Origin of the sequence: Bradyrhizobium sp. 17 (genome assembly GCF_023073515.1) — a bacterium.
GTDB lineage: Bacteria > Pseudomonadota > Alphaproteobacteria > Rhizobiales > Xanthobacteraceae > Bradyrhizobium > Bradyrhizobium canariense_D.
The window spans coordinates 75944-89802 of record NZ_JADPJQ010000114.1; the positions used below are offsets into that span (position 1 = coordinate 75944).

At 66.0% G+C, this 13859-nt stretch carries 12 protein-coding genes; 3 read left to right on the forward strand and 9 right to left on the reverse strand.

What is annotated here, in order from left to right; translation table 11 throughout:
• Positions 1 to 45 precede the first annotated feature (45 nt).
• From IVB13_RS24910 to IVB13_RS24920, 3 genes are all read left to right on the forward strand, one after another.
• Positions 46 to 2736 (forward strand): alpha/beta hydrolase fold domain-containing protein, encoded by a 2691-nt coding sequence (locus IVB13_RS24910; protein WP_026233376.1) that lies wholly within the window; start codon positions 46 to 48, stop codon positions 2734 to 2736.
• A gap of 128 nt (positions 2737 to 2864) precedes the next feature.
• The gene (locus IVB13_RS24915) at positions 2865 to 3137 is read left to right on the forward strand and encodes a hypothetical protein (RefSeq protein WP_018457466.1); all 273 of its coding nucleotides are present in this window, start codon (positions 2865 to 2867) and stop codon (positions 3135 to 3137) included.
• Positions 3138 to 3225: 88 nt separating this feature from the next.
• A complete protein-coding gene (locus tag IVB13_RS24920; protein WP_018457465.1) occupies positions 3226 to 3531 on the forward strand; it encodes a hypothetical protein in 306 nt (101 codons plus the stop codon).
• A gap of 19 nt (positions 3532 to 3550) precedes the next feature.
• On the opposite strand, the gene IVB13_RS24925 is transcribed toward IVB13_RS24920, so the two are convergent.
• The 9 genes from IVB13_RS24925 to IVB13_RS24965 all read right to left on the reverse strand — a co-directional run bounded on the left by IVB13_RS24925 (position 3551) and on the right by IVB13_RS24965 (position 13683).
• Positions 3551 to 3706, reverse strand: a complete 156-nt coding sequence (locus tag IVB13_RS24925) for a hypothetical protein (RefSeq protein ID WP_018457464.1) — start codon at positions 3704 to 3706, stop codon at positions 3551 to 3553.
• Positions 3707 to 3817: 111 nt separating this feature from the next.
• Positions 3818 to 4333 carry a septal ring lytic transglycosylase RlpA family protein gene (locus IVB13_RS24930; RefSeq protein WP_018457463.1) on the reverse strand — a complete coding sequence of 172 codons (516 nt, stop codon included), beginning with the start codon at positions 4331 to 4333 and terminating at the stop codon, positions 3818 to 3820.
• 93 nt (positions 4334 to 4426) lie between these two features.
• Positions 4427 to 4648 (reverse strand): hypothetical protein, encoded by a 222-nt coding sequence (locus tag IVB13_RS24935; protein ID WP_026233375.1) that lies wholly within the window; start codon positions 4646 to 4648, stop codon positions 4427 to 4429.
• A 30-nt stretch (positions 4649 to 4678) separates the two neighbouring features.
• Positions 4679 to 5929 (reverse strand): DUF1501 domain-containing protein, encoded by a 1251-nt coding sequence (locus IVB13_RS24940; RefSeq protein ID WP_018457461.1) that lies wholly within the window; start codon positions 5927 to 5929, stop codon positions 4679 to 4681.
• A gap of 2 nt (positions 5930 to 5931) precedes the next feature.
• Positions 5932 to 7383, reverse strand: a complete 1452-nt coding sequence (locus IVB13_RS24945; RefSeq protein ID WP_018457460.1) for a DUF1800 family protein — start codon at positions 7381 to 7383, stop codon at positions 5932 to 5934.
• A gap of 171 nt (positions 7384 to 7554) precedes the next feature.
• Entirely contained in the window at positions 7555 to 10071 is a 2517-nt protein-coding gene (locus IVB13_RS24950; RefSeq protein ID WP_018457459.1) for a M56 family metallopeptidase, read from the reverse strand.
• Entirely contained in the window at positions 10068 to 10460 is a 393-nt protein-coding gene (locus tag IVB13_RS24955; RefSeq protein WP_018457458.1) for a BlaI/MecI/CopY family transcriptional regulator, read from the reverse strand. The genes IVB13_RS24950 and IVB13_RS24955 overlap by 4 nt, the downstream gene beginning before the upstream one ends.
• A 261-nt stretch (positions 10461 to 10721) precedes the next feature.
• A complete protein-coding gene (locus IVB13_RS24960) occupies positions 10722 to 12374 on the reverse strand; it encodes an NAD-dependent malic enzyme (protein ID WP_083926483.1) in 1653 nt (550 codons plus the stop codon).
• A gap of 313 nt (positions 12375 to 12687) precedes the next feature.
• Entirely contained in the window at positions 12688 to 13683 is a 996-nt protein-coding gene (locus IVB13_RS24965; RefSeq protein WP_085350245.1) for a tripartite tricarboxylate transporter substrate-binding protein, read from the reverse strand.
• Between the last annotated feature and the right edge of the window lie 176 nt (positions 13684 to 13859).

The window sequence follows — 13859 nt, forward strand, 5'->3', positions numbered from 1 at the left end:
CAGCGATAGCCTGCGGGCAAAACAAAACACACGGGAGGAAATGCCATGCCTGATGCAATGGTTGCTGCACGTGCCTCGGACACGGGGCGCGGAACCAGCCAGCAGGTCGATGTTGCCGTGGTCGGTGCCGGATTTGCCGGCCTCTATCTTCTGCATCGGCTACGCAAGGCCGGCCTGACGGCGGTCGGCCTCGAAGAAGCCGGCGACGTCGGCGGCACCTGGTACTGGAACCGATATCCCGGGGCGCGCTGCGACATCCAGACCATTGATTACAGCTACACCTTCGATCCCGACCTCGAGACCGCATGGACCTGGTCGGAGAAATATGCGACCCAGCCCGAGATCCTGCGCTATCTCGGCTTCGTCGCCGACCGCTACGATCTCAGGCGTGACATCCGCTTCAAGACCAAGGTCACGGAAGCGAAATGGGACGAGGCGATCGAGCGCTGGCAGCTCACCACCGATAATGGCCCGCCGGTCTCCTGCCGCCATTACATCATGGCCACCGGCTGCCTCTCGGCGCCCAAGCCGCCGGAGATCGACGGCGTGAAGGACTTCAAGGGCGAGGTCTATTTCACCGGACGCTGGCCGCATGACGGCGTCCATCTCGGCGGCAAGCGCGTCGCGGTGATCGGCACGGGATCGTCGGCCATTCAGTCGATCCCGCTGATCGCCGAGCAGGCTGCGCACCTGACCGTGTTCCAGCGCACCCCGAATTTCGCGCTTCCGGCGCACAACGGTCCCGCGCCGTCCGATCGCATGAGCCTGCTGCAAGGCGATCGCGCGGCCTATCGCGAGCAGGCGCGCCAGTCGATGGCCGGCGTGCCCTATCCGCAGCAGACGGTCGTTAGCTGGCAATTAAGCGATGCCGAGCGTCGTGAGCGGTTCGAACGCGCTTGGGCGGCCGGCGACCTCGTCCACATCCTGACCCAGCTCTGGGCCGACCAGGCGGTCGACATCGACGGCAACAAGATCGTCCAGGACCTGATCCGCGAGAAGATCCGCGCCGCCGTCAAAGACCCCGAGACCGCCGCGGCGCTGATGCCGGACGATCATCCGTTCGGCGCCAAACGCCCCTGCCTCGATACCAACTATTACGCGACCTACAACCGGCCGAACGTCACGCTGGTCAATCTGCGTCAGGAGCCGATCAAGGCGATCACCGCAAGTGGGATCACGACGGCCAAGCGCAGCGTCGACGTGGACGTGATCGTGTTCGCGACCGGCTTCGACGCCATGACCGGCGCGATCCGCGCCGTGCATCCGATCACCGGACGTGGCGGCAAGTCGCTCACCGACGTCTGGGCGCAGGGGCCGCAGACCTATCTCGGCCTCACCGTCGCAGGCTTCCCGAACTTCTTCATGATCACCGGTCCCGGCAGCCCGTCGGTGCTGTCGAACATGGCGGTGTCAATCGAGCAGCATGTCGACTGGGTCGTCGACCGGCTCAAAGCATTGCGCGACGGCGGCTTCACCACGATCGAGCCGACCGAGACGGCGCAAGCCGGCTGGAACAGGCACATGGCCGATTGCTCGATGGTGACGCTGCACCGGCTCGCCAACACCTGGTACACGGGCGCCAACGTGCCCGGCAAGGTGCAGGGCCTGATGCCCTATACCGGCGGCGTCGGTCCCTATCGCAGCATCTGCGACGAGGTGGTCAGCCGCGGCATGCTCGGCTTCAAGCTGACCGGCCCCGACGTCGCCGCGCAATGCAATGACGGCGAGGTGGTGCGGCTGCAGCCGGACGTGCGGCTGGTGCTGAACCTGCTGGCGTCACTCAACCTGCCGCCGATCGAGTCGATGGGCGCCCTCGGCGCCCGCGCCTTCGTCGACGAGTTCAACAAGGGCCGCCCGGCGGGACGGCCGATCGGCGAGATCGTCGACGGCACCCTGACAGGCGCCGACGGTCCGCTGCCTTACCGGGTATACCGGCCGGCAACGCCGGGGCCGCATCCGGTGGTGGTCTATTTCCACGGCGGCGGCTGGGTGCTCGGCGACGAGCAGTCGGACGAGCCGTTCTGCCGCGACATGGTGCGGCGGACCGGCATGATGCTGGTCAGCGTCGGCTATCGTCATGCGCCCGAGCATCGTTTCCCGGCCGCGGCCGAAGACGGCTATGCGGCGACGCGCTGGATCGCCGAGCACGCCGCCGAGCTCGGCGGCAGGCCGGGCCCGGTGCTGGTCGCGGGCTGGAGCGCCGGCGGCAACATCGCCGCCGTCACCTGCCAGCTTGCGCGCGATCGCGGCGGCCCTGAGATCGCGGGCCAACTCCTGATCTGCCCGGTCACCGACTGCACCTTCGACCGCCCCTCCTACAACGACAATGCGACCGGCTATTTCCTGACGCGCTCGCTGATGTACTGGTTCTGGGACCTCTACTGCTCGCCGACCGACCGCACCGATCCACGCGCCTCGCCGCTCCGCGGCAAGGTCGAAAGGCTACCGCCGGCCTTCGTCGTCACCTGCGAATTCGATCCCCTGCGCGACGAAGGCATCGCCTATGCCGAGGCGATGGCAGCCGCCGGCGTCCCGGTCGAGCAACTCAAGGCGCGTGGCCATTTCCATTCGTCCTTCACGATGGTGGACGTGATCATCACCGGCGCGCCGAGCCGGGTGCAGATGGCCGAGGCCTTGCGGCGCTTTGCCGGGCTTCCGCCCGAAGTTGGTCGCGGCGATGAGACCAGCCACGGGCACACCAGCCCGGGCCATAAAATCGCGGCGGCCGCGAGCTGAAAGCAAACATTTGCCGGGAACTATTTCCCGGTCATCGCGTTTGGTGCTGAGGCATTGAGATGCAGTAATGGGTGTAGGCCCCGGTACGCACGATCGTGTGCCGGGGTCTTTTTGCGTGAGGCGGGACGATGGGGGACGTGGTTGGGGATTCAAAGGTCGACTTTGGTGTCCTTGCGGTGCTGCATAAATGGCCGTCGCTTGCGAACCAGCGACGGTCGGACCGAGCGTCCTACCAGGTGATCGAGGGTACGCTCGACGAATGCATCTCGGCGTTCATGGCGAAGCCGGCGGCGACCAGGCATCTCTATGAGATCCGCACCATCGCGCAACCGCCGCTGGTCACGGACATTCTCTCGCCCGAGCACATCACGGAGCTGGCGCGGCTGCGCGAATTTCTCTGATCCTCGCAGAAGCACCGGCTGAGCGCGGGAACCTTCTGCCGGTTTTTCCCGTTGATGGTGATCGGAAGCGAAGGCGTGAGTGCCTCACATGCTTGAAGCCGGCGTGCCAGCCCCTGTCGTGCCCTATGGCGCAGACCAGACCCTGTTCGTGGTGATCGACCGCCTCGACAAGGCGACCGAAATTCGCGTCGAGCGAAGCGATCTCGACGCCACGATCGGCGAGCTCGTCGCTGGCTGCTTCAACGACCCCATCAAGGTCATCTCGTTCAACACGCTGGAGCACTGGATGAAGGACATCTCGACCGATGTCGCCGGCGAGATCCGGGCGCGCTGTGACATTGATGGCATGACGCTGCCGGACTATCTCAGCGACTTCGTCGAAAGCCACAGCTGAGCGCGCATGGGGATGAGAATCAGGCGCGCCGGTACTTGCCGGCGATGACCTCGATCTCGCGGCGGCGTTCGTGCGCGAAGGTCAGGAGCTTTTCGATCGTCAATGTATCCGTGATCCGTTTGGCCAGCCGCTCGGCGCGTGCGGCCTGATCTTCGAGATACTGGATCGTGGTCAAACGCCGCCTCCCAAGAGCTTAGATCTAGTCCCGAATGATTGGGTATCCATGGTGGCTTGAGGCGGCTAACAGCCGGTTAAGCACAGCGCTTCGGATCGATGCAGCCGCAAATTATTGCACCACGTCGAGCCGGACATTGGTGACACCCTTGTCGACCATGCCGAGCGCCTCCGCCGCGGAGGGAGAGACGTCGACCACGCGTCCGCGAACATACGGCCCGCGATCGTTGATCCTGACGGTGACGAAGCGGCCGGATGAGACATCGGTGACGCGCAGCTTGGTGCCGAACGGCAGGCTGGGATGGGCCGCGGTCAATTCGTTCTTGTCGAACCTCTCGCCGCTCGCCGTCTCCGTGTCCGAATAGAAACTGGCGACGCCGTGGGAGACGCTCTGCTTTGCATCACCGTCGGGGATGCGCGCCCGGCTGATCGGACGCGGATGCAGCGCCGCCACCCTGTGCGGTCGTTCGACAGCGGCCTGGCGGTGGGTGCCGAGATCGGCCTTCTGGTGGCCGACCGGCGATTGCGCACACGCCGCAAGCGACGCCGCGCCGATGGTGGCGAGCAGGATCCGGCACAGGCTTGCCGGCGAAATCCGGGCATTTTCGGCACGTGCAAAGCAAGACATGATGCGCCCTCCGAATGGCCCCGAGTTTCGGTGGGCAATGAGGGCAGAACCTTGTCGGAACGAAAGCGCGCCTGAGGCCGCAGCCGTTTCGGGTTAGCTGTGGCGATTCCACCACACTGGCTTGTCCTGAATCGAGACAGGCTCGTGGGATAAGCCCGATACGACGCGCCAGATCGGGCGCGTCTCCGGCGGAACCTCGTCAGGTTCGGCGCCGCTCCTCGAGAGCCGCGCGAGCTCGCGCCGATAGAGCCGCTGCCAGCCGGTCTTCAAGCTGGCGAGAAAGTCGAGCTCCCGTTGTGTCAGCGTGCACATCATGAACCCGATCCGGTTGCGAGAGCCGCGTCGTCAGCCGACGAGGCCTCCCATCGGTTTGACGTCGGCGCTGCCCGGGAAGACGGCTTCTGCGAGCACCTTCTCCTCGACGCGCAGATGATCCCTCAGCAGGCCTTTCAGCACCGCGCGCAAATCCGTGGTCGGCTTGAGATCGCGATCCTCGAAGAGTTGCGCCGGCTTCAGACCGGGCCAGTCCGCGATCACGCGACCACCGTTGAGCCCGCCGCCGATCAGGAAAGCGACCGTGCCCGTGCCGTGGTCGGTACCCTGCGTACCGTTGATGCGCGCGGTTCGCCCGAACTCGGTGACGACGGCCACGACTGTTTCGCGCCACGCTTCGCCCATATTGCTCTCGATCGCGGCAAAGGCGCCGTCGAGAGCACCGAGCAGATTGTAGAGCTGGCCCGAGGCCACGCCCTCGGCGATGTGCGTATCCCAGCCGACGAAGCCCATGGCGCCGACACGCGGGCCGTCAGGCTTGGCGAGATAGCGCGCGGCCGTGCCGGCGGCTTCGGCGAAATAGGCGCGCACGCGCGCGATGCCGGGCGGCGGCAAGGTCGGATCGTCGGACATCGGATCGCCCGCGCCTGGTGCGCCGCCGAGCGAAGCGAGCCTCATGCGGGCCTGGAGCACGGTCGCAAGCTTCGGATCGGTGTGTTGGTAGAGATCGAGCAGGCGGTTCTGCGTGTCCTCGCTCGCCGGCAACAATCTCTGCGGCACCCATGTCATGACGGGCGCCGAACCGCGCACCACCAGCGGCGTCACGGAGCCGATGCCGAGCGCGCGGCTGCCGCGCGGGTCGACACGCCCGCTGGATTCCAGCGCGAGCAGCGCGCGGTTGAGCCATCCCGAGCTGGTCATGCCCGGCTTGACGAGCCCGCTTTCCAGCACGTCCTGGCCGTCGAAATGCGAACGCTCGCGATAGGGCGTCGCGGCGGCATGGACGATCGCAGCCTTGCCGCTCTTGTAGAGCCGATGCAGATTCGGCATCGCCGGATTGAGCGCGAAGAAGGCATCGAGCGGCAGCGCGGGCGGCTTGCCGTCCAGCACCAGCGCACGATCGCCGCGCAAGGAGATCCAGTCGGGATCGCCGACCGGCGCAACCGCGCCAAGGCCGTCGAGCGCACCGCGCAGCACAATGACCAGCAGGCGCGGATCGCGCCCTTCGGCACGCGCGATCCGCGGCATCTGGCTCCACGTGAACAGCGCGCCGGAGCCGACCAGAAGCTCGCGCCGCGTGGGCAGATGATGGTCAAAGCCCATGGTCACCTCCTCTGGAAATCCGCCGACATGAACAACAGCGCGAGCGCCTGCTGCCGGCTCTCGGCGCGGCCGACGGCCTGCTTCACCTCGGGTGATATCTCCGATGCGAAGACGTCCTCGATGATCGCCTGCGGATCAGCCGTACCGGCGAGGCGCTCGGCAAAATTGTTGGCGATGTCGAGCCGCCGGCCGACGCCGTCGATCCAGCTCGCCTCGTCGTCCGGATAGCCCTTGGGCGCGGATGGACGCCACAGCGCCTCGCCGAGCAGCTCCAGCCCGCCGGTGAAGCGGACTGGATCGACCGTCGTGGCGCCGGTCGCGCGCACCATGCCAACGCCCCACTCGCTGGGACGCTTGAGCTTCGACGGCGGCCCGCGCCAGGCCTCGTCCGAGGACACCATCGCGATCGCGACCTGCTTAAGATCGCCCTCGGTGTCGCGAAAAGTCTTCGCCATCTGCTCGATCAGCACAGGCGGCGGCTCGTCGGCGACGAAATGGCGCGCGAGCTTGGTCGCGATATGGGTTGCGGTCGCCGGATGCGCGGCGAGATCGCGCAGCACCGCGCGGCCCTGCTCGGCATCCTCCTGCTCGTAGCGCTTGCCGAGCACGGTTTGCCCGCCGGGCTCGTGCAGCCGCGGATTGAAGGTGAACTCGCCACCGTGCTCGGGATTGTCGCCGGGCGGCACCAGCGTCCATCCCGTCAACACATTGGCGAAGCTGATGACGTCGTCCTGGGTGTAGCCGGCGCGCACGCCGAGCGTATGCAGCTCCATGATCTCGCGCGCGATGTTCTCGTTGAGGCCGCGGCTGCGGTTGATGCCGGCGATCGAGTTCGCACCCATCGAGCCGAGATTGTCGAGATAGAACAGCATCGCCGGATGGCCCTCGACGGCCAACAGGAGATCGACGAAGCGGCCGAGCATATTGGCGCGAACGGCTTCGCGCTCATAGGCGCCGGACATGCTCTGGATCTTGTTGGCCGAGATGCAGAAATGGTTGGACCAGAACCACACCAGCCGCTCGGCGAAGCCGATCTCGGCGGCAAGCGCGGCTTCCGTGCGCAGCTTGGCTTCCTGCAAATAGATCGGACGCCCGGGATCGGGCACGGCCTCGGCCGCCTGCTTGGCCGCCATCTCGGCGGCGTCCTTGTCCGCACCCTGCCCTTGCGTCTGGTCTTCCGACATTGTCGGCGCGGACGCCGTCTGCTGCCTCTTGGCCTGCTGCTGCGCCTGCTTGGCCCTAGCCGCGCGCCGCGCATTGGCGTCGGCAACGGTGCGATAGGCCTTTGCGCTGGTGGGAAGGACGGCGGCGGCGGTCAGCGTGAGCGGCCGGTCGAGATCGGCGATCAGTGCGCCGCGCGGGTCGGTGCCGACGGCGGCGATCGATCCCGGTCGCGGCCCCATCCCGAAGCGATGAAGCGCCAGCACAGCTTCGGCCTTTGCGGAATTGGTCATCGCGAACGCCTGATTTTCTCGAGCCTGCCAGCGGCACGCCGCGCAAGGCTACGAACCGTAATGCTACATATCGTAGCATTTGCGGTGCTGGCCCGCAAGCAGAGATTGCGCTGTCCCGTCCGATATCGCGAGCCGCCCATCCGGCGTGACTGATGGACGGCCGCAACGCTCCTAGAAATTCGGCCCGAGCGCGATCTTGGTGATCGTGCCGTTCCTGACGCCGATCCGCCATTCCGCCGAGCCGTTGGCGAACTGGGCGATGTAGATGTCGCTGTCGAGCGCGGTGACGCCGCGGAACGAGACCGCACGCAGCGCGCCGAGCTTCGCCAGGATCGCCTGGTCGAACGGAAGCTGCTGCCGCGTGATGTCGGCGACTTCCGACGTCATGTGCTCGTAGTCCGGCTGGCCCTTGCCGACATCAGCGATATAGCGGCGCAGCATATCCTCGCCATTGGCGATCGGAACGGCGCGGCGGGCGGCGCGCCCCGGCTTCGCGCCCATGTTGGAAGCCTCGACATTGTGGAAGCGCGTCTGCCGACCCGGCATCAGCACCTCGAGGCACCGTCCGGACTTGTCGGCGATCACCCAGGGATTGTTCACCGTGGTCGTGGCCGCCCAGCTCATGTTGGGCCGGACCACGCTCTGGGCCTTGCGATTGCCGTCGGCATCGAGATTGAAGACGCGGATGTCCTCGCCCATCTCGTTGTAGACCATGATCCGGATCGGCGAAGTGCCGGCGCGGCCGCGCACATTCGCCTCCTCGGCGCACGTGACGATGCCGCCGAGCTCATCATTGCCGTCGGCCCGGAAGATGACGTCGCCGGCCTTGCCGTCTGGCTCGAGCAGCAGGCGGAATTCCGCCGTGCCGTTCTCGAATTTCGCACCATAGATGTCGTAGCCGCCCGGTCCGACGCCGCGGAAGAACAGCGACTCCACCGGACCGAGGGCGACGAAGGTCGCGTGCAACTCGTCGACCTGGCGGTGGACCTTGGCGGCGAGCGGTGCGCTCATCCGGTCGTAGTTCGGCGTGCCGCTGCGCAGATCCTCGATCCCGCGCAGGATCATCTCCTTGCCGCCGGCGACCGGGACCTGCTCGCGGAAACGATCGGGGACTTCCGCAACGCGACGCGCGAAGTCGGCCTCGATCGCCTGCGCCGCGGCCGCATCGATCCGCGGTGCGAGGCGGGCGCCGAACACCGCGTTCTGGACCAGCACGCGCGAGACCCTGGCCTGCTCGTCGCGCAGGAAAACCAGCAGATTGTCGCCACGGATCGAGAAGGCGTCGGCCCCCTCAGCGAGGAGCGCAGCCCGGCCCTGTACGGTTTCCTGCACCTGGAGCCGATCCCCGTCGCGGTCCACCGTGAGCACGCGGTTCGGTGCGATCCTGTACCAGCCCACATATTGATCGAGTGATCCGGAATCGGTGGCCGCCGTCGGCATCTCGGCAACGAGAAGTGCGCGGATGTCGCGTCCATTCATGCGCAGCATCAGCTCGGCGGAGCGGCGCTCCGCATCGAGCGGGAACGTGATCTCACCGGACGAGGCGGGGTAGGATGCGATGCCGTCAGTGCCGACCGTCAGGCGCAATTTGCGCTGCCCGGTGAGCTGGCCGTAGACCTCGTCGCCGTCGCGGAAGATCGCGAACACCGAGGTCGGACCCATGGCGTAGAAATTGACGAAGGGGCGGTAATGCTGGGCCGGCACCTCTCCACTATCCGCGGCGAGCGGCGCAGGCTCCGGCGTGCGATAGGCGATCATGCCGGCGGACACGATCACGGCCGGGACGATCGCAGCCGCGATCCACGCCCGCTTGCGCCAGCCGACCGCGACGGGCATCGCGGCGGCCGCGATGATGCGCTCGACGCGGGCGCGCACGGTCGAGGCCCGCGCCATCGCGAGCTCGACCGGCCGCGGGTTTACCGTGCTTGCAAAATCAAGCAGGATTTCCGCATAGGACAGCCGGTCGTCGATCACCTCGATGGCCTCGGCGTCGCTGATGATCTCGGCAAGTTCGGCCAGACGCGCGAGCTGCCACCACGAGAACGGGCTGAACCAGAACACCGCGCGATTGAGGGAGGCGAGCAGGAGTATATAGAAATCGCGGTTGGCGACATGCGCGCCCTCATGCGCGAGCACCGCGAGGCGCTTCTTGGCGTCCCAGCCGGAAAATTGCGGCGGCACCAGAATGGTCGAGCCAAACGTGACGGGACCGCCGACGTCGCGGCTGACGCGCACATCGGCGTCGACCATGCGCGGACCGTTGATCGGCCTTGCCGCGCGCGCGAGGCGCCAGGTCAGACAGAGGCCGATGGCCAGCCGCAGCAGCAACAGGCTGGCGACGCCGGCATGGATGACGGTAGCGATCAGCCACCAATTGATTGAGACGCCGTTCTTCGACGGCGGAATCGCCGCGCCGGGCGTCATCGGCTGCATGGGCTGCGGCATCTCGAACGTCGAGATATCAACTGGCATGACATCAGCCGGCACCGATACCGGCGATGGCAGCCGGGTGATCGTGACCGTCGGCCAATGCATCACGAACGGCATCGCCAGCGACGCCAGCAGCACGACGACCCACGCCGTCATGTGGACGTGCGGATTGCGCACGCGAAACAGGTTGAGGCCGAACCAGACGACGCCTCCCAGCACAAGGGAGCGCAGCGCCGCCTCCGCCAGAGTTGCGATCATTCTTTCTTCACTCCCCTCGCCTTCTTCGCCTTGGCCACCTGGTCGGCCAGTGTGCGCAACTGCTGCTGATCGAGCATCGCATTGTCGACCATGCCGACGAGGACCTCCTCCATCGAGCCGTTGCAGAACCAGTCGACGATGCGCTGCACCGCCTTGGCCGCAACCCGCGCGCGCTCTTCGGCTGCGTGGTAGACATAGGTGCGTCCGTCCACCGTGTGCCGAGCATAGCCCTTTTCTTCCAGCCGGCGCAGCACCGTGCGGACTGTCGATTCCTTCAGCCGACGCGACAGCTTCTCGCGCACAATTTCGGCCGTCACAGGACCATGGGCCCAAACCAGTTGCATGACCTCGTGCTCGAGGTCGCCCAGTTCGGGCAAACGATCGTCCATGGCGGCTTACCTTGATTGAATTTCTTGTAACGCTACAGAGCGTCGCATATACGGCCGCGCCGCGCAACCGGGTTTCTACCTGAAATGGTATCGCTGTGCTGACCTAACGTGGCTTGCTTCAAGCGGTCGTCGGGCCCGGGCTTGTCCGGGGCATCCACGTTCTTCGTACCATCCGGCGAGGCGTGGATGGCCGGGACATAGGCGAGCGGAAGCGACGCCGTCCTTCGGACGGCTATGCCCGGCCATGACGAGGCGGAGGCCTCAGTACTGCGGCTCGTACATCTGGGACTGAACCAGTCCCTTCACGTCGTTCGGCGCGGGTCCGTCCGCGAGCCCGCGCTGAAAGGCGACATCGGCGACGGCGGCGGCGATACGCACCGAGACTTCGCGGATGCGTGGCAGCGCCGGGTAGAGGCTGCCTTGCGCGAGATCGTCCTTGCCGACGCAATCGGCGAGCGTATGGGCGGCCGCCATGAACATCTCGTCCGTGACCAGCCGCGAGCGGCTGGCGATGACGCCGAGGCCGACGCCCGGGAAGATGTAGGAGTTGTTGCCCTGGCGCGGCACGAAGGTTCGGCCGTTGAGCTTGACGGGGTCATACGGACTGCCGCAGGCAAACAGCGCGCGGCCTCCGGTGTAGCGGTAGGCGTCCTCCGCCGAACATTCGGCCTTCGAAGTCGGATTGGAGAGCGCGAACACGATCGGCTGCTCGTTGAGCTCGGCCATCGCCTTGAGCACGTCGGGCGTGAAGGCGCCACCGACCGCGGCAACACCGATGATGGCGGTCGGCTTCAGCGTCCTGATCGCGGTGAGGAAATCGGCGATCGGCGCCTGACCGGCATGGGCATAACGGAGCTTGTGACCGGACAGGCCTTGGCGGGCGCCAACGACGAGGCCGCGGGAATCCACCAGCCAGTTGCGCCGAAGCGCCTCGGCTTCAGAGGCACCTTCCGCCATCATCGCGGACGTCACGAGATCGGCGATGCCGGTCGCGGCCTCGCCGGCGCCGAGGAACAGGATGCGCTGGTCCTTCAGCTTGCCGCCGTTGACGCGCAGCGCCGAAAACAGGCCGGCGAGCGCCACCGCAGCCGTGCCCTGGATGTCGTCGTTGAAGACGCAGGCCTCATCGCGGTATTTGTGCAGCAGCTTGAACGCCGAGTGGTTGGCGAAATCCTCGAACTGGATCAGCACACCCGGAAAGGTCTTTCGCGCGGCGACCATGAACTCGTCGACGAAGCTGTCATAGGCCTCGCCCGTGAGCCGCCGCTCGCGCAGGCCGAGATAATACGGGTCCTTCAGGAGCTCTTCGTTGTTGGTGCCGACGTCGAGCACGATCGGCAGGCACGTTTCGGGATGCACGCCGGCGCAGGCCGAATAGAGCGAGAGCTTTCCGACCGGAATGCCCATTCCGTTGGCGCCGAGATCGCCGAGGCCGAGGATGCGCTCGCCATCGGTGACGACGATCAGCTTGGCCGGATAGGGCCAGTTCTTCAGGATCTCGGCGATCTGGCCGCGATCGCGCGAGGAGATGAACATGCCGCGTGGCCGCTGGAAAATCAGGCCGTATTTCTGGCAGGCGAGCCCGACCGTCGGCGTGTAGATGATCGGTTGAATCTCGTCGATATTGTCGACGACGACGCGGAAGAACAGCGCCTCGTTGCGGTCGTGCAAGGCATTCAGCGCGACATATTTCTCGAGATCGGTCGGCAGCGTGCGCAGATTGACCAGCACGCGCTCGACCTGGGTCTCCATCGTCAGCACGCAAGGCGGCAGCAGGCCGCGCAGGCCGAGATCGTCGCGCTCCTGCGCGGAGAAGGCGGTGCCCTTGTTGAGCAGGGGATCGCGCAGCAGCGCCATGCCGTGCACGGAATCGGACGATGTCGAATGGGCGCTGACCCGAGCAGGTCTATTCACGAATTCCCCCAGGGAGTTTCTTATTGAAGGGCGAGCATTGTCGGCCAGCACTCACCTGAGATCAAGGACGCAGAAAACTGCGGCAAGCATTGTGATCCCGCACCGCAGCGAGGTTTTGGTGACAGACCGGTCGTCGTGCGCACGAAAAGGTTAACGCCGCGAGGCTGTCGTTCTCCTCATGGTGAGGAGCGCGGAACGCGCGTCTCCGGACGATGCTTTGCATCGCCGGGCGAACCACGCAGGCCCTGCTCTCGCTTGCGGCGCATCCTTCGAGACACCCGCTCCGCGGGCTCCTCAGGATGAGGCAGTGGTATTATTCCGCCTTGATGTCGGCGGCCTTCACGATCGGCCACCATTTCTCGGTCTCGGCCTTCTGGAAGGCTCCGAGCGCTGCGGGCGTCTGCTGATCGGGCGGAGGAATCTCCTGCCCCAATTCGCCAAACCGCTGCTTGACGGTGGGATCGGCAAGCACGGTGACAATGGCCGCGTTGAGCTTTGTGACGATCTCCTTCGGCGTGTTCTTCGGTGCCCAGATGCCGTGCCAGTAGGAGATGTAGAGACCGGGCAACCCCGCCTCGTCGACCGTCGGGATATCGGGCGCGGAGGCGAGCCGCGTCGGCGACGTCACCGCGAACGCCTTGATCGCACCGTTCTTGTAGTGCGGCAGCGAGTTCGAGGCCTGATCGAACATGATGTCGATCTGCCCGGCCACGAGGTCGATCATGGCGGGCCCCGCGCCGCGATACGGCACGAACTGGAAGTCGGTGCCGGTCCTCTCCTTGAAGAAGACACCGGCGACGTGGGCCCCCGTGCCGGCGCCGGCCGTGCCGGCAGTCACCTTGCCGGGGTTGGCCTTCAGCCACGCGATCATCTCTTTCAGAGTGTTGGCTTCGAGCGTCTTCCGGCCGACGATGAGCTGCGTGCCCATCGCGATCGTCGCGACCGGCTCGAAATCGGCGATCACGTCGTATGGCAGCTTGAAGATCGCGCCGTTGAGCACATGCGTGCCCCAATGGCCGATCGTGATCGTGGTGCCATCAGGCGTTGCGCGCGCGACGCGGGCGCCGGCGATGCTGCCGGAGGCGCCGGCGATGTTCTCCACCACGATCGACGTGTGCAATTCAGCGGCGATGCGTTCGGACAGGATGCGCGCCAGCGTATCGGTCGGACCGCCCGCCGCGAACGGCACCACGAGGGTGATCGGCCGCGACGGAAACGGCTGGGCGCTTAGCGGCGCGATCAACCCATAGGCGATCAGCCCAGCAATGACGATCGCATGATTATGCAATCCGGCCCACAGCCCCCGCATCAGTCTCCCCCCACGCTTTTTGTCGCCCGCATGTTGTCAGCAGGCTGGAGCCGGAGTGAACGCTGCGGCGCGGGCCGAGGCAAGCTGAAAATGATGTCGGACAGCTTAGCACTACTTTGGCAGAATGTGTTTTCGCCGCTGTTTTTCAAGGATTTGCTTTCGGCAATATGGGCACT

Excerpts from the sequence above, each read along its gene's own strand:
- IVB13_RS24910 (WP_026233376.1), top strand. The coding sequence starts at position 46 with ATGCCTGATGCAATGGTTGCTGCACGTGCCTCGGACACGGGGCGCGGA.
- IVB13_RS24915 (WP_018457466.1), top strand. The coding sequence starts at position 2,865 with ATGGGGGACGTGGTTGGGGATTCAAAGGTCGACTTTGGTGTCCTTGCG.
- IVB13_RS24920 (WP_018457465.1), top strand. The coding sequence starts at position 3,226 with ATGCTTGAAGCCGGCGTGCCAGCCCCTGTCGTGCCCTATGGCGCAGAC.
- IVB13_RS24930 (WP_018457463.1), bottom strand. The coding sequence starts at position 4,333 with ATGTCTTGCTTTGCACGTGCCGAAAATGCCCGGATTTCGCCGGCAAGC.
- IVB13_RS24935 (WP_026233375.1), bottom strand. The coding sequence starts at position 4,648 with ATGATGTGCACGCTGACACAACGGGAGCTCGACTTTCTCGCCAGCTTG.
- IVB13_RS24940 (WP_018457461.1), bottom strand. The coding sequence starts at position 5,929 with ATGGGCTTTGACCATCATCTGCCCACGCGGCGCGAGCTTCTGGTCGGC.
- IVB13_RS24945 (WP_018457460.1), bottom strand. The coding sequence starts at position 7,383 with ATGACCAATTCCGCAAAGGCCGAAGCTGTGCTGGCGCTTCATCGCTTC.
- IVB13_RS24950 (WP_018457459.1), bottom strand. The coding sequence starts at position 10,071 with ATGATCGCAACTCTGGCGGAGGCGGCGCTGCGCTCCCTTGTGCTGGGA.
- IVB13_RS24955 (WP_018457458.1), bottom strand. The coding sequence starts at position 10,460 with ATGGACGATCGTTTGCCCGAACTGGGCGACCTCGAGCACGAGGTCATG.
- IVB13_RS24965 (WP_085350245.1), bottom strand. The coding sequence starts at position 13,683 with ATGCGGGGGCTGTGGGCCGGATTGCATAATCATGCGATCGTCATTGCT.